Source organism: Streptomyces sp. RPA4-2 (genome assembly GCF_012273515.2).
GTDB classification, from domain to species: Bacteria; Actinomycetota; Actinomycetes; order Streptomycetales; family Streptomycetaceae; genus Streptomyces; species Streptomyces kaempferi.
Window position 1 is genome coordinate 9,179,225 of the sequence record NZ_CP050975.2, and the last position, 15,470, is coordinate 9,194,694.

General features: G+C 66.7%; 26 protein-coding genes. 15 read left to right on the forward strand and 11 right to left on the reverse strand.

Annotated features, from left to right (window positions below; all coding sequences use genetic code 11):
* Window positions 1–73 precede the first annotated feature (73 nt).
* The 5 genes from HEP85_RS40560 to HEP85_RS40580 form a co-directional block, all read right to left on the reverse strand.
* The gene (locus tag HEP85_RS40560; RefSeq protein ID WP_168532267.1) at window positions 74–679 is read right to left on the reverse strand and encodes an alkaline shock response membrane anchor protein AmaP; all 606 of its coding nucleotides are present in this window, start codon (window positions 677–679) and stop codon (window positions 74–76) included.
* 35 nt (window positions 680–714) lie between these two features.
* The gene (locus HEP85_RS40565) at window positions 715–1,215 is read right to left on the reverse strand and encodes a DUF6286 domain-containing protein (RefSeq protein WP_248002343.1); all 501 of its coding nucleotides are present in this window, start codon (window positions 1,213–1,215) and stop codon (window positions 715–717) included.
* Between the two features lie 241 nt (window positions 1,216–1,456).
* The gene (locus tag HEP85_RS40570; RefSeq protein WP_248002344.1) at window positions 1,457–1,810 is read right to left on the reverse strand and encodes an Asp23/Gls24 family envelope stress response protein; all 354 of its coding nucleotides are present in this window, start codon (window positions 1,808–1,810) and stop codon (window positions 1,457–1,459) included.
* A 56-nt stretch (window positions 1,811–1,866) separates the two neighbouring features.
* Window positions 1,867–2,034: a hypothetical protein gene (locus HEP85_RS40575; protein WP_168532268.1), complete on the reverse strand. Its 168-nt coding sequence runs from the start codon at window positions 2,032–2,034 to the stop codon at window positions 1,867–1,869.
* Window positions 2,035–2,099: 65 nt separating this feature from the next.
* Window positions 2,100–2,585: an Asp23/Gls24 family envelope stress response protein gene (locus HEP85_RS40580; RefSeq protein WP_168532269.1), complete on the reverse strand. Its 486-nt coding sequence runs from the start codon at window positions 2,583–2,585 to the stop codon at window positions 2,100–2,102.
* Between the two features lie 228 nt (window positions 2,586–2,813).
* Here HEP85_RS40580 and HEP85_RS40585 point away from each other — a divergent pair, with 228 nt between their 5' ends.
* From HEP85_RS40585 to HEP85_RS40640, 12 genes are all read left to right on the forward strand, one after another.
* Window positions 2,814–3,368 carry an RNA polymerase sigma factor gene (locus tag HEP85_RS40585; protein ID WP_248002568.1) on the forward strand — a complete coding sequence of 185 codons (555 nt, stop codon included), beginning with the start codon at window positions 2,814–2,816 and terminating at the stop codon, window positions 3,366–3,368.
* A gap of 50 nt (window positions 3,369–3,418) precedes the next feature.
* Window positions 3,419–3,826 (forward strand): hypothetical protein, encoded by a 408-nt coding sequence (locus HEP85_RS40590; protein WP_168532271.1) that lies wholly within the window; start codon window positions 3,419–3,421, stop codon window positions 3,824–3,826.
* A gap of 188 nt (window positions 3,827–4,014) precedes the next feature.
* Window positions 4,015–4,335 (forward strand): gas vesicle protein, encoded by a 321-nt coding sequence (locus HEP85_RS40595; protein ID WP_168532272.1) that lies wholly within the window; start codon window positions 4,015–4,017, stop codon window positions 4,333–4,335.
* A gap of 32 nt (window positions 4,336–4,367) precedes the next feature.
* Entirely contained in the window at window positions 4,368–4,838 is a 471-nt protein-coding gene (gene gvpJ, locus HEP85_RS40600) for a gas vesicle protein GvpJ (protein ID WP_168532273.1), read from the forward strand.
* Between the two features lie 3 nt (window positions 4,839–4,841).
* A complete protein-coding gene (locus HEP85_RS40605) occupies window positions 4,842–5,591 on the forward strand; it encodes a GvpL/GvpF family gas vesicle protein (protein WP_168532274.1) in 750 nt (249 codons plus the stop codon).
* A 1-nt stretch (window position 5,592) separates the two neighbouring features.
* The gene (locus HEP85_RS40610) at window positions 5,593–5,862 is read left to right on the forward strand and encodes a gas vesicle protein GvpG (protein ID WP_168532275.1); all 270 of its coding nucleotides are present in this window, start codon (window positions 5,593–5,595) and stop codon (window positions 5,860–5,862) included.
* Window positions 5,855–6,715: a histone protein gene (locus HEP85_RS40615; RefSeq protein WP_168532276.1), complete on the forward strand. Its 861-nt coding sequence runs from the start codon at window positions 5,855–5,857 to the stop codon at window positions 6,713–6,715. The genes HEP85_RS40610 and HEP85_RS40615 overlap by 8 nt, the downstream gene beginning before the upstream one ends.
* A 6-nt stretch (window positions 6,716–6,721) precedes the next feature.
* A complete protein-coding gene (locus HEP85_RS40620) occupies window positions 6,722–7,804 on the forward strand; it encodes an SRPBCC family protein (protein WP_168532277.1) in 1,083 nt (360 codons plus the stop codon).
* The gene (gene gvpJ, locus HEP85_RS40625) at window positions 7,797–8,129 is read left to right on the forward strand and encodes a gas vesicle protein GvpJ (RefSeq protein WP_168532278.1); all 333 of its coding nucleotides are present in this window, start codon (window positions 7,797–7,799) and stop codon (window positions 8,127–8,129) included. Before HEP85_RS40620 ends, gvpJ (HEP85_RS40625) begins: the two co-directional genes overlap by 8 nt.
* Before the next feature lie 57 nt (window positions 8,130–8,186).
* Entirely contained in the window at window positions 8,187–8,990 is an 804-nt protein-coding gene (locus HEP85_RS40630; protein ID WP_168532279.1) for a GvpL/GvpF family gas vesicle protein, read from the forward strand.
* A gap of 4 nt (window positions 8,991–8,994) precedes the next feature.
* Window positions 8,995–9,222, forward strand: a complete 228-nt coding sequence (locus HEP85_RS40635) for a gas vesicle protein (RefSeq protein WP_168532280.1) — start codon at window positions 8,995–8,997, stop codon at window positions 9,220–9,222.
* The gene (locus tag HEP85_RS40640) at window positions 9,219–9,497 is read left to right on the forward strand and encodes a gas vesicle protein K (protein ID WP_168532281.1); all 279 of its coding nucleotides are present in this window, start codon (window positions 9,219–9,221) and stop codon (window positions 9,495–9,497) included. The genes HEP85_RS40635 and HEP85_RS40640 overlap by 4 nt, the downstream gene beginning before the upstream one ends.
* 115 nt (window positions 9,498–9,612) lie before the next feature.
* Here HEP85_RS40640 and HEP85_RS40645 read toward each other — a convergent pair whose 3' ends face one another.
* From HEP85_RS40645 to HEP85_RS40670, 6 genes are all read right to left on the reverse strand, one after another.
* A complete protein-coding gene (locus HEP85_RS40645) occupies window positions 9,613–9,768 on the reverse strand; it encodes a DUF6131 family protein (protein WP_168532282.1) in 156 nt (51 codons plus the stop codon).
* 443 nt (window positions 9,769–10,211) lie between these two features.
* A complete protein-coding gene (locus tag HEP85_RS40650; protein WP_168532283.1) occupies window positions 10,212–10,643 on the reverse strand; it encodes an SRPBCC family protein in 432 nt (143 codons plus the stop codon).
* A gap of 386 nt (window positions 10,644–11,029) precedes the next feature.
* On the reverse strand, window positions 11,030–12,058 hold the full coding sequence (locus HEP85_RS40655) for an iron-containing redox enzyme family protein (RefSeq protein WP_168532284.1): 1,029 nt from the start codon (window positions 12,056–12,058) through the stop codon (window positions 11,030–11,032).
* Window positions 12,055–12,378 carry a CDGSH iron-sulfur domain-containing protein gene (locus HEP85_RS40660; RefSeq protein WP_348772478.1) on the reverse strand — a complete coding sequence of 108 codons (324 nt, stop codon included), beginning with the start codon at window positions 12,376–12,378 and terminating at the stop codon, window positions 12,055–12,057. Before HEP85_RS40660 ends, HEP85_RS40655 begins: the two co-directional genes overlap by 4 nt.
* Complete coding sequence (locus tag HEP85_RS40665) at window positions 12,362–13,006, reverse strand: HemK2/MTQ2 family protein methyltransferase (RefSeq protein WP_248002346.1); 645 nt, start codon at window positions 13,004–13,006, stop codon at window positions 12,362–12,364. The genes HEP85_RS40660 and HEP85_RS40665 overlap by 17 nt, the downstream gene beginning before the upstream one ends.
* Window positions 13,007–13,172: 166 nt before the next feature.
* On the reverse strand, window positions 13,173–13,400 hold the full coding sequence (locus HEP85_RS40670; RefSeq protein WP_248002347.1) for a DUF6479 family protein: 228 nt from the start codon (window positions 13,398–13,400) through the stop codon (window positions 13,173–13,175).
* A gap of 486 nt (window positions 13,401–13,886) precedes the next feature.
* On the opposite strand from HEP85_RS40670, the gene HEP85_RS40675 reads away from it, so the two are divergent.
* The 3 genes from HEP85_RS40675 to HEP85_RS40685 all read left to right on the forward strand — a co-directional run bounded on the left by HEP85_RS40675 (window position 13,887) and on the right by HEP85_RS40685 (window position 15,467).
* Complete coding sequence (locus HEP85_RS40675; RefSeq protein ID WP_168532286.1) at window positions 13,887–14,291, forward strand: actin depolymerization factor/cofilin-like domain-containing protein; 405 nt, start codon at window positions 13,887–13,889, stop codon at window positions 14,289–14,291.
* Between the two features lie 277 nt (window positions 14,292–14,568).
* Complete coding sequence (locus HEP85_RS40680) at window positions 14,569–14,757, forward strand: DUF6381 family protein (RefSeq protein ID WP_168532287.1); 189 nt, start codon at window positions 14,569–14,571, stop codon at window positions 14,755–14,757.
* A gap of 230 nt (window positions 14,758–14,987) precedes the next feature.
* The gene (locus HEP85_RS40685; RefSeq protein WP_168532288.1) at window positions 14,988–15,467 is read left to right on the forward strand and encodes an SRPBCC family protein; all 480 of its coding nucleotides are present in this window, start codon (window positions 14,988–14,990) and stop codon (window positions 15,465–15,467) included.
* The last annotated feature ends 3 nt before the right edge of the window (window positions 15,468–15,470 follow it).

A 15,470-nucleotide genomic window follows, 5' to 3' on the forward strand; every position in this document is an offset into this window, starting at 1 on the left:
TCGGGACTGTAGGTTCGGGGCCCGTTGCGGGCTGCCTGTTGGTGGGCGCCTTCGCCCCACGGGAGCCGCCGCTCTATTCGGCGCGGCGAGCCTTGTGCCTGGTCACGTGCAGGTGTGCGCGGGCAGGCAGGTGGGTCAACCCTGTCGACTCGCGGGCGTGGGCCACGGGACCACGGCACAGGGACTGGAGCACGGAGGCGGGAAGACCATGATCCGACAGTGTGAGAGCCACGTGGAGCTGGGGCCCCGCCGCGCGCCCGGTGAGGTGGGCGCTGGCCCGCTCGACGTCGGGCAGCGTACGGGCTTCCGAGGCTACGACGTCACCGAGGGCGAGCCCCCGTAGCTCGACGCTTTCGGCCGGAGGCGTCCCACCCAGCTGCACCGCGCCAGGCCGACGACGCAGCTGGGTGAGTAGCCAGGTGAGGGCCAGAGCCGCTGCCAGAACCAGAATGGCGATGACGGCAGCCCACCACCACCAGCCCTGGTCGCTCCAGCGTATGCGGTCGGCATTGCTGAGCAGGACGTCGCGGGGCATGGCCACGGGCCACCCGGCAGGCGGCACGACACGAAGGCGGTGGTAGACGTCGAACCCGGCAGTGAGGATCAGCAGGCCGCCTCCCAGCAACACCAGGCCGCACAGCGCCAGGAGGAGACGGTTGAGTGTGGATCGACCGTTCATGGTGCGCTCCAGGGGCAGGTCAGGGCAGGGCGGTGTCAGCGGGTGTGGTGGTGCAGCCGGATCGCCAGTCGTGGGGTGTGTACCAGCGCGAGCTGACGACACTGCCGCTGCAGGGCCTGAGAGAGGTCGTCGCGGACGGTCGCGATGTCGCGGAATCCGACCTCGACACGGGCGACGACGCGGCGGCGCCGGACCTGAATCCGGGCACGGCTGACGCCGGGGACCCGCATCGCGGCATCGCGCAGCACGATGGCGGCGCCCTTGCGGTCCAGCCAGGCCCCTGTCTCCGGGGAATCCTCAGGTGTTCGCAAGGGCAGGAGCCGGCGCAGACCGGGCGTCAGGGCGAGGATGAGCAGCCACAGGCCGAGGACGACCGCGACGGCACCCGTGGCCAGCAGCCAGGGGTCGTCCACCGGGCGGGTGGTCATCTCCTCGGTGATGCGGGTGCGCCATGTTCCGGCCGGCTGTCCGGCGCGTACGGCGATCACGTCGTAGAGCAGCGCTCCGATGGCGCAGAACGCAATGAATGCGACCAAGGCGGCCGGGATGCGGCGGCCGGACCACAGGCGGGGGGACCTCGCCCCCTGACCGTCGTGCGGCCGAGGGCTCGTTGCGGGGGCGCGGTTGCCGGGCTGCCCGTTTCCTGTCGTCTGCTCAGTTGAGGCGGTCCGCTGTGAAGCTGTCATGGTGTCCGCCGTCCGCCGTCAGTGGGTGGTGGTTTGCGGGTTGGAGGCAGGGCCGGTGCCGAGTACGAGCAGGTGTTACGGGCTGTTCGAATCAGCGGACGCGGGCTGGCCGGTCCGTGACCACCAGGCGCCGTACCGTCAGCATCACCTCGCTGATGTCCAGCCCCGTCAGGTGGGCCACCTGTTCGCTGATCTCGCGTTGCAGTTGCCGGCAGGTGCCGGTGATGTCTGTGGGATAGGGGAGGTCCACGGACAGCGTCAGCCGCGCCGTCCCGTCGTGCGTAGTCGCGCGGGCGCTGGGTGCGTCGAGCTCTGGGAGCGGGTGTCGCGGCCCGATGATCTGGTAGAGGGCTGTGCCGGCCGCTCTTGCGGCGATACGGGCTACTACGCGGTCAGGTATCACCGTCGCGCCCCGTGCCGCGGGCGGGGTGGGGCGGTATGGCATGCCCGTATCCCCGGCGCCTGGCTGTTCGCGAGGTTCGTCGGTATGGGAGGCGGTGCTCACCGTTGCCGCCGGGTGAATACATCGGCGTCGCCCTGAAGGACGAGACCGAGGACCAGGCCCGCGGCGCCCAGGACCGCCACGAGAAGGAAGGCCCAGAAGCCGCCGAAATATCCTGCGAAACCCAGTGCCATTCCGGCTGCCAGCCCCACAGTTGCTGTGTTCATCGCTCGCTCACCTGCCCTTTGAGGGGGTTCGGCCGCCTTTGGCGGGACCGCCCCGCTGCCGGAGGTCATTGGACACGGCCTTCGCTCGGCTCTGCGTCGTCTTCGTCGGGCAGGTTCACGTCGTCGACGACGAGGTTCACCTCGACCACCTCAAGGCCCGTCATGCGTTCCACTGCGCCGATGACGTTGACGCGTACCTCGGCTGCGACCTCGACGATGGGGAAGCCGTAGTCGACGACGACATCGATGTCCACAGCGGCCTGGCGTTCGCCCACCTCGACCTTCACTCCACGGCTGACACCACCGGTCCCTCCACCGGGGACGCGCTCACGGACGGCTCCGAGGGCGCGGGTCATTCCCGCTCCGAGGCTGTGGATACCGGGCACCTCACGGGCGGCCATTCCCGCGATCTTGGCCACGACGCCGTCGGCGATGGTGGTCTGGCCCCGAGTTTCGGGTGAGGTGCCGGCTCCGGTCGGCCCTTTCAGCATGGTCGCGGGTTCTGTAGTGCCGTCCTGTCCGGAAGAGGGACGGTCGGGGCTGTCTGACATGACAGTCACCTCGCTCGGTCGACGCGGGCACCTGGCGCGGTGTCCGTCACAAGGTTGGACACCCGTGGGTTGCAAATCGTCACATATGCCTTTTAAGCCACATCACGTCTCCCAAGCCGGGCACCCGTAACAGAGCAGGGAGGAGGTGTCGGCGTGCCACACAGCACCAGCCCTTCCCCGCGCCAAGCCGCCCGCGGCGCCCCCACTCCCCACGCTCCTGTCCCCGGACTGACCGACGGACTGCTCACCGCGCCGGACGATCTGCTGGCGACACGCGCTGGCGAGGGCGACGAGGAAGCCTTCAGCATCCTGATGCGGCGCCACAGCCGCCCCCTGCTCGCACTGGCCATCCATACGCTGGGCAATCCTCAGGACGCCGAGGACGCGGTCCAGGACGCGTTCATCAGCGCTTGGAGGCGCCTCCCCGAATTCCGCCATGCCTGTGCATTCAGCACCTGGATATACCGCATCACCGTCAACCGCTGTCTGAATTCCCTGCGCCGTCGACCTGCGCCGGTACCGTTGAACGCAGTGGCCGAACCCACCGCCCGCGCGGACTGTTCGCCCGCCCAGGCAGCGGAGGAGGACGCTCTTGCCGACGCGCTGGCGGAAGCACTCGGCGACCTCGAACCTCGTCAGAGGGTCTGCTGGATCCTGCGGGAACTGCACGGACTGTCCTACGAACAGATCGCCCAAGTGACCGGAACCAGCGAGCAGACGGTCCGCGGAAGGCTGTACCGGGCTCGCCGGTCCCTGAAGGAGATGATGGCCTCGTGGCGCTAGACGACCACCGCACTCGGCCTCCACCCCGCGACCCCGTCGCCGACCCGGTAATGGACCATGCGACGAGGGCCCTGCGGGATCGGGAACCGCCCAGCACGCAGCGCCTCATCGATCACGTGACGGCCTGCGTCCGTGACGAGATGTGGCTGGGGCCGCTGCTGCCCTTGGACGACCCCACGTTCACGCTGCAGATCACCGAGCGCGCGGCGTCCGCCGCGTTGAGGCGCGCGGCGGACGCGGTCCCGGGCGTGACCGCCGCCAGCTGCCGCCTGGCGCGCGCGGATCTGTCCACAGGCGTGCACGTGAGCATGACTCTGACCGTTGGTCTGGATCGACCATTGCCTGAGACGGCCGGACTGGTGCGCCGGTCTGTGGTGGACACCTCCGGCCAAACCCTGGGCATGGCGGTGACAGCCGTCGACATCAGGGTGATCGACGCCCACCCAACATCCTTGTAGCCGAACGTCCGTAACGGACCGAGCGGGGATCGTGCCCTGCAACGCCTTTGTCGGCCGCCGAATCGCCATAGCGGCCGAGCCTGTCAGGTCTCGTCTTCGGCCGCAGGTGACAACATTACTCAGCGTCACGTGCGCTCGTCTGCTCTGCTCGACGTGCACGATGCCCGATATTGGCCAGACTTGTACACATGGCAGAAGAACGTCGGCCGCGCGCCGGGAAAGCCTCGACGACAGCCGCTCGCCGCCCACCCCCTGTGAGGGGTGCAGGCCAAGCAGCGCGGGCTGCCTGCCAGAGCCTGGAGGGGTTGATCGGCCATCCCACGGAGGGTGTGTCAGCGGTGAAGCGCGTCGATGACGGCTGGTGTGTCGTCGTGGACGTCCTTGAGCTGCCCCGGATTCCGGACACGACAAGCCTTCTCGCTTCGTACGAGGTGCAGATCGACCAGGACGGCGAGCTCTTGGAGTACAGCAGGGTCCGTCGATATCGGCGCGGATCCGCCGATGAGTGACCCAGGTCTGCCGACAACCGGAAGGACACCCCATGCCTGCGACCACCTACTCCGATGAGGTAGTGGCGTGCCCGCCGCGCGCCGGCACGTTGTACGACGTGCTGGAACTCATTCTCGATCGGGGCATGGTGATCGACGTCTTCGTTCGGGTCTCCCTGGTCGGCATCGAGATCCTCAAGATCGACGCGCGCATCGTCATCGCGAGTGTGGACACCTATCTGCGGTTCGCTGAGGCCTGCAACCGGCTCGACCTGGAACGGGACTCCGGCAGCACCACGGTTCCCGAACTGCTCAGCGGCAGCGCCGCCAAGTCCATCGGCAAACGCAAGGTCCGCAAGGCCGCCGAGAGCGTGGGTGACACCGTACGCAAGGCAGTCGGAGGCCGCAGCGACGACTCCGACGAGCATGACGAGGACGAGGACGAGGAAGAGCAGCAGGAGCGGCCGAGGAAGCGGCGTGCTCCTACCCGTAGCGGTTCGAGTCGACGACCGGTGAGGGCCTGAGCCATGACAGGCGATGGGGTGTACGTGTACGCGATCACGCGGGCCGGAAGCCTGTTGCCGGCGGACGCGAACGGTGTGGGAAGCCCCGCAGCCCAGCTGCGCGTGATCCGGCAGGGCGGGATCGCCGCCGTGGTCAGTGACGCTCCTGCGAACCTCCGAGCCAGGCGACGCGATCTTCTGGCTCACCAGGAGCTTCTGCTCCGCCTTTCGGGCCAAGGTCCGGTCCTGCCGATGCGATTCGGGATGGTGGCGCCGGACGAGGAGACGGTGCGCGGTCAGCTGGCAGCCCAGGAGGCGGACCACCTGGTTGTACTGGAACATCTCGCGGACGGCGTGGAGATCAACGTCAAGGCGCTCCCGGCACAGAACGCGCTCGGTAGCCTCATCACGGAGGACAAGAACGTCCGGCGACTGCGGGACGAGGCTCGTCGAAGGCCGGGGTACGAAGCCAACGTCCGACTGGGCGAAGCCGTCGCGACCGCACTGGAGAGCAGGGCCGCCGAAGCTGGCCGGCGAGTACTGCGCGAACTCACGTCCAGGGCACGCGCCATGGCCCCGGGGCCGGACGTCCAAGGGTGCGTTCTCAACGTGTCGTTCCTCGTCGGTCGCGGTGACAGCGACGACTTCATGAGCGCGGCGGAGAAGTTTGCCGAATCCCGCCGCGAACGCGTTGAGTTGCGTCTCGCGGGCCCACTGCCCTGCTACAGCTTCGTCTCCGTCGAAAGCATCCGTGTTCGGACCGCCGGAGTCTGACATGGGGCTGATCACCGGCATTCTCACTCTCCCCATCGCCCCGGTCCGCGGCGTCGTCTGGGTGGCGGAAAAACTCAACGACGCGGCTGAGCGTGAGTTGCACGACCCCGGAGTGCTCCGTGCCCAGTTGGCCCTGCTGAACCGGGAGTTCGAAGACGGCGACATCACCTTGGAGGAGTTCGAACGAGAAGAGGAACGACTGCTCGATCGGCTATACGCCACACGGGTCGCTCCCGCACCGCATGATCGAAGGGGACACGCTCATGGATGAGAAGGAAAAAGTGACGCTCGCGGCCGCTGTAGTGGGCGGCTATGTGCTGGGGCGAACGAAGAAGGGCCGCCTGGCTCTGTCCATTGCGACCTACCTGGCGGGCCGGCGATTCGGGCTTGAACCTCGCCAGCTCGCGGCCGAGGGGATGCGGAGGCTGGGGGAGATCCCTCAGTTCGCCGAACTGCAGGAGCAACTGCGCGGAGAAGTACTCGAAGCGGGACGCAAGGCAGTGGCTGCTGCCGCCGACCGGGGGATGAGCACGCTCGCCGGCGCCATCAGCGACCGCACGGCCCGGCTCGGCGAGATCGCGGGTGAGGACGAGGAGGACGAGGAGGAGTACGAGCCGGAAGAGGAAGACGCGGAGTACGAGGAAGAGGACGAGCCGGAGGCCGAGTACGAGGACGGCGAGGACGAGGAGGAAGAAGAGGAGGAAGAAGAGCCGGAGGCCGAGTACGAAGAAGAGGGGGAGGAGGAAGAGGAAGAAGAGCCGGAAGAAGAACCTGAAGTGGCGCGACCTCAGCGACGGCGCCCCAGCCCGCGGCGATCCCGCAGGACCTCCCCGCCGGCGACTTCCAAGAAGGCCGCTCCCGCCCGCGCGGAGAGGAGCCGGTCGGCCAAGCCTGCGCCGAAGAAGTCAGCTCCGGCGAAGAAGGCGGCGGCGAAGAAGTCCGCGCCCGCGAAGAAGTCAGCTCCGGCGAAGAAGGCGGCGGCGAAGAAGTCCGCGCCCGCGAAGAAGTCAGCTCCGGCGAAGAAGGCGGCGGCGAAGAAGTCAGCTCCGGCCAAGAAGACCGCGGCCAGGAAGACGACGTCATCGAAGCGAGCAGCATCCAAGCGCGCCGATCGTCGGAGGTAGGCAGTCATGGCCAAGACGGAGAAAGACCAATCCGCAGGGGAAACTTCGGGCGTGGACCAGCTCCGCGGAGAGCTGACCAAGTTCCTCTCCGCGCAGGTGGAACACCTTGCCGAGAAGGCGGGCGAAAAACTGACGGACGTCACCGGTCAGCTTTCCGAGTCAGCCGAGTCCGGCTCGCTTCCCGCCATCGGCTCCCGCATTCTGCAAGGCGACTCTCCGCTGAAGGCCTTCGTCTCGGAAAAGGCCAAGGGCGTCAAGGACAACGTCGTGGGGAAGGTGAAGGAAGCCTTCGGCGGGGGAAAGGGGAAACGTAAGTCAAGCGGGGGCAAGGTCATGAACATCATCGAGACCCTCGATGTGGGAGTGCCCCTGCGCGACGCTTACGACTACTGGACTCAGTACGACCAATTCAGCAGCTTCGCGAAGGGCGTTCGCGACGTCTCGAAGAGTGATGAGGTCGGGAGCGACTGGAAGGTCAAGGTCGGCCCTTCTTCGCGCAGTTTCAAGGCGACTGTTCAGGAACAGATTCCCGACGACCGCATCGTCTGGACCTCCGAGGGAGCCAAGGGCACCACTCGTGGCGCGGTCAGCTTCCATGAACTGGCACCCACCCTGACACGCATCGTGCTGGTCGTGGAGTACTACCCCTCAGGGTTCTTCGAGAAGACCGGCAACCTGTGGCGGGCCCAAGGGCGCCGTATGCGACTGGACTTCAAGAACTTCCAGCGATACGTCACGCTCACCAATGAGGAGCCCGAAGGCTGGCGCGGCGAAATCCGTGACGGCGAAGTCGTCGTGTCGCACGAGGACGCCGTCGAAGAGGAAGAGGCCGAGCAGGAGGAGTCCGAGAACGAGGAACCCGAGGGTGACGAAGAAGAAGGCTCCGAGGAAGGCGCCGACTCCGCGTACGAGGACGAAGCCGAAGGTGCCTACGAGGACGAGGACGAGCCCGAGGACGAGGAGGAAGAGGGAGCGGAGGACGAGGAGGCCGAAGACGGATACGAGGACGAAGCGGAGGATGCCGAGGAGGACGCCGACGAGGACGAGGGCGCGTCCAGGAAGCCTCGGCAGAGGCGGCGCCGTGACTGACGTCGACTTCAGGCAGAGTTCCCCTCCCGTCTCCGGCCCTCAGACCACCAATCTTGCCGACATCCTCGAACGCGTCCTCGACAAGGGGATCGTGATCGCCGGGGACATCAAGGTCGACCTCCTCGACATCGAGCTGCTCACCATCAGAATCCGCCTGTTCGTGGCCTCCGTGGATACCGCGAAGAAAGCCGGGATCGACTGGTGGGAGAACGACCCGGCTCTCAGCTCACGCGCTTCGCGCAACGCTCTGAGGGACGAGAACCGTGCGTTGCGGGAGCGTCTGGAGGAGCTCGAATCCAAGACGCCGGATGAACTGCCCGAGTAGTGATCCCGCACCGACCCTCCCACCCCATCCAGCGAGGACCAAGGAGAACCGAGGAATATGACGGAGCGCGGGTCTGAGCGTTCGGACGCCAACGCCACCTACGTGTTCGCTGTGTGCTGGAAACCGGATCCGTCAGCCTTCCTCGGGCTGCCAGGTGTCACTGACGAGGCGCCCGTGACCATACTGCCGCTGGAGAGACTGACGGCGATCGTCCAGACCGTCCGAGCCGGCGACTTCACCGACGAGGCCTGGCAGGCTCGCCTGTCCGACCAGCGGGAAGTGGAACGCTACGCACGGGCCCACCACGATGTCGTCACCGCGGCCGCCGCCTGCTGTCCTACCGTTCCTGTGCCGATGGCCACGGTGTACCACGGTGAACAGAGGGCGCGGGACGCGCTTACCAAGGAGGTGGACCGCTTTCACGCCGCGCTCGAGCGCATCGCGCACCATGCTGAATGGGGCGTAAAGGTGTACGCGCCATCGAGCCCGCCGGACGAATCGATCCACAGCGCCGCGCCGAGCGGCCGGCACCGCCCGGCACCAGGAGCCGGCCTCGCCTACCTGGACCGCAAACGGGGAGTGCAGGAGCGTCGCGAACGGAAGCTGCAGGAAGCGCTGCAGGCCGCCGAGTCAGTGGATTCCGAAGTGGGTCTTCTCGCCGCCGCCTCCCGTAGGTTGCGCCCGCATGGGGCTCAACTCTCGGGAGACCCCCGGACTCAGATCCTCAACGCGACATACTTGGTAGCTGATCACCGTGCCGACGAACTTGCCGGGCTGACAATCTCGTTGAGTGAACGGACCGGGCTGCAGATCGAGCTGTCAGGGCCGTGGGTGCCCTATTCCTTCGTCGGCGAGGTGTAGGTCCATGACCCACGAGGTGGTGCCCTGGGACAACTCCGGACCACTGAGCGGCCCCATCGGAGTGCCTCTCGTAGACCTGCTGGACCGTCTACTGGCCACCGGAGTGGTCATCAGCGGCGATCTTGTCATCGCCATCGCGGACGTCCCGCTGGTTCGCCTGTCACTTCACGCTCTGTTGTCATCCGTCAACGAACGTGTTCCGGCCCCCTGGGGTGACGGAGGTCCACTGTGACCGAGTCCCGACTCGACCTCGACTCGGAGAAAATAGGGCGTGACCTGGTCTCCCTGGTACTCACCGTGGTCGAGCTCCTCAGGCAGTTGATGGAACGACAGGCGATCCGCCGTGTCGAGCAGGGCGACCTCAGCGACACTCAGGTCGATGAGATCGGAACCACCCTGATGCTGCTCGATCAGCGAATGACGGAACTGTGTGAGCAACACGGATTGCGACCGGAGGATCTCAATCTGGACCTGGGGCCGCTCGGGACTCTGCTGCCGCGAAGTTAGAGCCGAGCGCAGACGGCGCGGCGCCGCACGAAGAGGGCACGCGCCTGCGCGAGAAATGCGAGGCCGTAGACGCGACCTGAGAGGCGCCGTGCGCCTCTCAGGTCCTTCCAGAAAATCACCAATAGTGGCGCCTGCCGCCCACCGCGTGCCCGACGGAACCCAGAATCCACAGCACCACTCCGATGATCACCAGGATGACCCCGATGGTCCAGAGGATTCCGATGCCTGCCAGGAGTCCAACGATGAGCAGGATAACTCCGAGGACGATCATTTTTTCCTCCGACGGGGGAGCTTTGACCCCTGATCGGCGAGTCCCCGTGAAAAGTCTCCCGCAAACACAGCCACGGGTCCGTGGCCACAGCGCGCCCCCTCGGTTCATCCGGCGCCGCTGTCCGAGGCGCCGCCAGGCCACCACGAGGTCACACCCACTTCACCCCTTGGCGGATCGCTTGGTCTGTTCTTTTGCGCCGCGCATCATGCCTCGCGCTTCGAGAGCAGCGCCTTTTGCGGCGAGGGTCTCTCTGTGAACCGCGTGGGCAGCCTTCCGTACAGTCTTTCCAAGGGATTGTTCGGCTTTTGCTTTAGCTCTCTCTCCGGCGCTCATCCGGGTACCTCCGCGGAGATCTCTCTGGTGACGTCCCTCGTGGCAGGAGCGACGCCACAACGGCTGCAGAAACAACAAGTCTAGTCCGGTACGCGCGTCACGGCGTCCTGTCAGTAGCCAGATTGGGCGCTGCGGCTTTCGATGTATTGCTTGAAGTTCTTGAGGTCCCCGGAGGCCCGACGCTTGACATGGCCGAGCCTGTCGCCGAGCTTCTCGGTGAGGCCCTGGGGAGTGTAGATCCGCTGAAGAGTGATCTTGGTCTTTGCGTCATCAAGGTGCTCGAAAGTGACGACCGCAGCCCAGTTCGGTTGGCCGACGGTTTTCCAGGCGACGCGCTCGTCAGGGATCTGTTCGGTGATCTCGGCATCGAATTCCCGTTCAACACCGTCGATCCTCGTCTTCCAGCGGGTGAGGACGTCGCTGACATAGGTGATCTCCTCCACGCCGTCCAGGAAGAGGGGGAACGTGTCGAACCGCGTCCACTGGGTGTAGGCGATGCGGAGTGAGACGTCCACCTCGATGGACTTTTCGATCTGCGACATGCGACGGACCTTCTTCTTGTACGGCCACACCAATGCGGCCATCGGTGCGGGAGGCGAAGTCATGAATTTCCCGTGCCCTCAGGCCGCGCACATCGGTGCAGCCCAAGACCTCCGAAGGGATGCCTGGGCTCAGCGTGCCGGTCTCGGGCTGACTTGCGTTCACCGCGCCCGTACGACCTTTCCGCCAAGGAACCAGGCGCGAGGTGGCGATATATGGCATTTTGGACGCAGGCCTGGTCCGTCTCATCCCCTTCGAGACGGACCAGGCCTGCGTGCACTGACCGCACCTTTTCGCGTCGTGAACCATCGTTACGACTGCCTCGTCTCCCAGGTCGGTTGATCGGTCGTACAGGCGACGCCGGGGACGTGGGCCGGACAGGGGCGGGTCAGTTCCCCGGCAGAGGCGTACGCAGGGCGGACAGTTCCTGCGTCCATGCGGTCTTGATGTGGGCGGCGAGCCGGTCCTCCAGCAGGAGGGTCGCCGCGCAGCCGAAGGCGATGTCCTCTTCGAGTTCCGGTTCGTCGGCCAGGAGGCCTCCGATGACTTCGTGGCGTACGACCTGTTCGTGGACGGCGTCGGCCTCGACGTGCTCGGCGTAGAAGTGCTCGGCCGCGGGACCGACCCCGCACCTGCGCATTGCTCTGGCGAGGCGGCGGGAGCCGGGGGAGGAGGTGACCTCGACGCAGGCGAAGTGGCCGACGAGCGCGCCGCGCAGCGCCCGGTGGAGGCCGAACAGCGACATCAGGTTGACGGTGGCGAGGAGAGGTGCGGGTGCCTGGTCGAGGTAGCGGCCGTAGGCGGGATCGAGGCCGAGGTCGTTCATGAGGTCGGCATAGAGGTGGGCGTGGATGCGGTCGGCGCGGCCGGCGCCGAACTCGTCGTACTCGATGGCGACCATCGCGGCCTTGGCCCGGCCGGTCAGGCGGGGGATGACCCAGGCGTGCGGATCGGCTTCCTTGAGGTGGTAGAGCGAACGCAGTGCGGCGTACTCGCGTAGGTGCCAGAGTTCGCCGGACGTCTCGAGCCAGTGGCTGAGGCTGCCGGTGAGATCCACGGGTTCGACGAGCAGTGGTGCGAAGGTCTCCTCGACGGTCCGTGGCGCGTGGGCCAGGGCGGATCGCAGGGCCCTCAGAAACCGGGCCTCCAGGCCTTGGCGCAGGCACAGCAGCTCCGGATCCCATTCCCGGTCGTCGGCGACGCCTTCGAACCCCCGGTAGTGGAGCTCGTACAGCAGGTGCAGGGCGAGCTGGAGGTCCTCGCCCAAGGGGTCGAGGTCGCTTACCGCTTCCGGTTCATACGCGAGAGGCAGGCCCGTCCGCAAGGACGCCACGACCGTCCCTGACAGGTCTCCCCGGCCCCCGACCAGTCGCGCGCCGACGGCAGGCGAGGAGGTGGTGATGCCGGGCGTGGTCATGGGGAGTTCCTGTCATCCGGAGCAGGCCTGGTCGCGCGTCCGTCGTTGCCGTCATGGGCCTGTTGGGAGCGTTCATGGGGGGTGGGGACGCCGGCGGTCTTCTCGCGGGGTCGATGGCTGGTGTCGCACCAGGGATAGGTCCGGCTGCGGCGGCAAGTGCAGATCGCGACCATGAAACGTTCCGAGCGGGCGACCGTGCCGTCATCCAGGACGATCTCCACCGGTCCTTCGACCAGGACAGGCCCCAGGGGGTCGACACTCACCCGGCGAGCACGGCAGGTCGTTCTCCCGGCGGGGGCCGTGTCAGAGTGCTTGGGCACGGATGATCACCAGTTCCTCCCGCTCTTCGCCGAAGGCGGCGAGCCCCTGCTTTTGGAGCCAGGCGCGTCGTGAGCGCAGTACCGGTCCCCAGGGCACGTACTCCCTCTGAGTGATGTGCGCGATCAGGCCCGACTCTGCCAATTGTTTCAGCGTGTGGTCGGGGTTGCACATCGCGGAGTGCACCATGAGCAGGAGCCCGCCGTGGTGCAGGAGGACCGGGACGTTTGCGCAGATCCGGTCGATGACCACCCGGCCGTTGCGGCCGGCGTCCCACGCGAGCTCCGGGCCGCTGACGGGCAACCGGTTACTGGGCGACGGAACGTAAGGGGGGTTGGCGAGGACGAGGTCGAATCGCTGGCCCGTCGTGCGGGCCGTGAAATCGCCGTGCAGGACCCGTAGGGGCAGGCGCCGGTGCAGGGCGTTGAGGCGCGTGGTGGCCACCGCACGCCACGACGTGTCCACGGCTGTGACTTTTGCTCCTCTGCTTGCCGCGCGCAGCGCAATGGCTCCCGAGCCGGTGCCGATGTCCAAAACCCTCGTGGTCGGGCGGAGGTCTTCCCTTGCCAGGGCGCGGGCGAGCAGGTGGGTGTCGGCTTGGGGCCGGTATACACCGGGCAGCGCCAGCAACCGTGGAAGTACTCCTTGGGCCACTGCTGTACTGGGCACCGGGGCCTCCGCAATGTCGTGTGTCCGCAGCGCGGAGCTTGGCGGAGAACATCGGATCGAACGGTGAATGGGGGCTCGGGTTCAGCCCTTTCTGCGCGTGCGGGACGCGGAGCGGGCGGACGTCATATCAATGCTGGGGCGGCTCGTCGGTTTCCCCGTCCGGTGTCTGCCAGGAGCCCCGACGTGTCGCCGCCGGTGAGCTCTGACCTGCCGCGCGAACTCTGGAGCTCGATTCGCGAGCGTTGCGTCTGCTGCCGTACCAGAACGCACCGATCAGTAGTGTGACCAGCACCAGGCCAGCGATGATCAAAAACAACGACGAGGAGACCGAGGCCGCGAGAAAGTGGGGAGACATAAGGGGCGGGTACCCGATCTTCTACGTCTCTCACGGAGTCGGCCGGGTAATTACAGTAACGGGGCTACGACGCCGTCCTGGGCACCATCCGCCTTACCTCCAGCACAGCTGACGCCCTCCTTGAAAGCCTGCACGACGTCAACCACTTCTCTACGCTCAGTTCAGCGGGGTGGAGAAGGCGTGGGAGTACCCACATGTTCACGGAGCGAACCTGGCCGTGTCCGCGGCGGCCTACCTGCGGGTGGGCGTCTTCGCTCCCCTGTCCACCGGCGAAGACCGCGAACTCGCGGTTCGACCGTCAGCGGCCGGCCACCGCATCGCCCGCACAGACCGGCGCCCCGTACACACCGCAGGCCGCCTGCGCGAACGGTCTCCCGGTGGTCTCGCGGAGCAGAACAGGTGCTCAGGGCGAGCGGCCCAGAACCTCCGGGGAGCCGGTTCGTTGAGACGTTAGGCCTGCTCTCCCCGTTATCAGAAGGACTCGTCGTGAGCGGAAATGTCGTAGTGGACGAGAGTTGTATCAGCGCCTTTCAGGAGTTGAAGGGCAGGCGGGACATCAACACGGTGATCTACCGGCTCAGTGACACGCTGGAGACCGTCCTCTTCGACTTCAAGGGGAACCTCACGCACGACGAACTGCTGAAGGCCTTCCAGGCCGATGAGCCTCGTTACGCTGTCCACAACCTGCTCTTCGCATCGGCGGACGGCGCCCGGCAGGAAAAGATCGTGCTGATCGCCTGGTGCCCGGCGCGGACGACGGCCGAGGAGAAGATCGCGCACTCCTCCGGCTACCGCGCACTCCAGAATCTCCTCGACGGTGTCCAGGTCTACGTGCCGGCCACGGACCTGTCCGAACTCGAGTATCAGGCACTCGTATCCCGGGCCTCGTGACTCACGGGCGGGCGGCGAATTGCTGCAGCGGACGGAAGAGCGGTCTTCGCGCCCTCCGAGCTTGCTTGTCGAAGGCGTTCAGGCGGCGAGCGTCGCCTCGTTTGTCGTTGATGGCCCCGCCGATCTACCCGGTCCAGGTGAGCCCGGATGACTTTCTTCCGCCTGCCGCACGCGGACCGGAGGTCTCCGGAACGTCCTCCCGCATTCCAGAATGCGCGGACCTGAGGGGGCTGCTTTGCTGGTGAGACCCGCTCTCCTCGTCCATGAAGGAGTATCCATGAGCGCCGCAGATCCTTCCCGTGACTCTGCCCAGCAAATGCGTCAGAAGGCCCAGAAGCTGGAAGATGCTGCCCAGAGCGCCTCGGACCCCCAGGAGCGCGAGCAGCTGCAGGCCAAAGCCCGTAAGTTGCGGAAGCAGAGCGAGCAGCAGGGCGGCGCGCCGGAGGGCCTCGACCCCATGATCTGACCCCCCACGAGACAGTCTGGCGAACCGTCGGACGCCCTACCCTCAGCGCCGCGGCGCCCGGGTGGCACTGCTGGGGCTGGGGAAGAAGAGCCGGTTCATGGCGGGATGCGCTCAGCGGCCGATTGAAGATCGGGCATGGCTGCCGTCCCAGCGCGGGAGCGGGCACCCCAGCCAGCCTCGCGTGTGAACGCGCGCGGAGTGACACGACACTTGAGCGGCGGAGGAACACAATGGCCGTACGCCACCGTCTGATCAGGAAATCCCCCAGGGAGGTCTGGGAGGTTCTGTCCGACGCCGCACGCTACGCGGACTGGGTCGTCGGCACCTCACGGGCCGAGCCGGACGAGGGACAATGGCCCGAACTGGGGGCTGCCCTCCGCTACGAGATCAAGTTCGGGCCGATCAGCCTCCACAATCGGACTGTCGTGCGCCGCAGCGAACCGCCCACCGTCCTCGAACTGGAGGCGGACAGCGGGCCACTGGGGACCGCGAGGATCGCGATGGAACTGCGGCCCTGGGGTGAACACACCCTGATCATTTTCGACGAACACCCGTTGCGTGGCGCGGGAGGCGCTCTGCACAACGGCCTCCTGGAGGTGGCGCAACAGGTGCGAAACCGCGCGATGCTGGGACGCCTTGCCCGGCTGTGCGAGGGGGACGAGGACCCGGCCGACGCCACCCCTGAGCGACTGCGTCCACGCAGGACCTGAGCC

Bases quoted from the DNA above. Each gene is read 5' to 3' on its own strand.
- HEP85_RS40595 (WP_168532272.1), top strand. From the start codon at position 4,015: ATGGCAGAAGAACGTCGGCCGCGCGCCGGGAAAGCCTCGACGACAGCC.
- HEP85_RS40605 (WP_168532274.1), top strand. From the start codon at position 4,842: ATGACAGGCGATGGGGTGTACGTGTACGCGATCACGCGGGCCGGAAGC.
- HEP85_RS40650 (WP_168532283.1), bottom strand. From the start codon at position 10,643: ATGTCGCAGATCGAAAAGTCCATCGAGGTGGACGTCTCACTCCGCATC.
- gvpJ (WP_168532273.1), top strand. From the start codon at position 4,368: ATGCCTGCGACCACCTACTCCGATGAGGTAGTGGCGTGCCCGCCGCGC.
- HEP85_RS40655 (WP_168532284.1), bottom strand. From the start codon at position 12,058: ATGACCACGCCCGGCATCACCACCTCCTCGCCTGCCGTCGGCGCGCGA.
- HEP85_RS40635 (WP_168532280.1), top strand. From the start codon at position 8,995: ATGACCCACGAGGTGGTGCCCTGGGACAACTCCGGACCACTGAGCGGC.
- HEP85_RS40680 (WP_168532287.1), top strand. From the start codon at position 14,569: ATGAGCGCCGCAGATCCTTCCCGTGACTCTGCCCAGCAAATGCGTCAG.
- HEP85_RS40580 (WP_168532269.1), bottom strand. From the start codon at position 2,585: ATGTCAGACAGCCCCGACCGTCCCTCTTCCGGACAGGACGGCACTACA.
- HEP85_RS40670 (WP_248002347.1), bottom strand. From the start codon at position 13,400: ATGTCTCCCCACTTTCTCGCGGCCTCGGTCTCCTCGTCGTTGTTTTTG.
- HEP85_RS40630 (WP_168532279.1), top strand. From the start codon at position 8,187: ATGACGGAGCGCGGGTCTGAGCGTTCGGACGCCAACGCCACCTACGTG.
- HEP85_RS40575 (WP_168532268.1), bottom strand. From the start codon at position 2,034: ATGAACACAGCAACTGTGGGGCTGGCAGCCGGAATGGCACTGGGTTTC.
- HEP85_RS40560 (WP_168532267.1), bottom strand. From the start codon at position 679: ATGAACGGTCGATCCACACTCAACCGTCTCCTCCTGGCGCTGTGCGGC.
- HEP85_RS40620 (WP_168532277.1), top strand. From the start codon at position 6,722: ATGGCCAAGACGGAGAAAGACCAATCCGCAGGGGAAACTTCGGGCGTG.
- HEP85_RS40645 (WP_168532282.1), bottom strand. From the start codon at position 9,768: ATGATCGTCCTCGGAGTTATCCTGCTCATCGTTGGACTCCTGGCAGGC.
- HEP85_RS40570 (WP_248002344.1), bottom strand. From the start codon at position 1,810: ATGCCATACCGCCCCACCCCGCCCGCGGCACGGGGCGCGACGGTGATA.
- HEP85_RS40615 (WP_168532276.1), top strand. From the start codon at position 5,855: ATGGATGAGAAGGAAAAAGTGACGCTCGCGGCCGCTGTAGTGGGCGGC.
- HEP85_RS40590 (WP_168532271.1), top strand. From the start codon at position 3,419: ATGGACCATGCGACGAGGGCCCTGCGGGATCGGGAACCGCCCAGCACG.
- HEP85_RS40685 (WP_168532288.1), top strand. From the start codon at position 14,988: ATGGCCGTACGCCACCGTCTGATCAGGAAATCCCCCAGGGAGGTCTGG.
- HEP85_RS40610 (WP_168532275.1), top strand. From the start codon at position 5,593: ATGGGGCTGATCACCGGCATTCTCACTCTCCCCATCGCCCCGGTCCGC.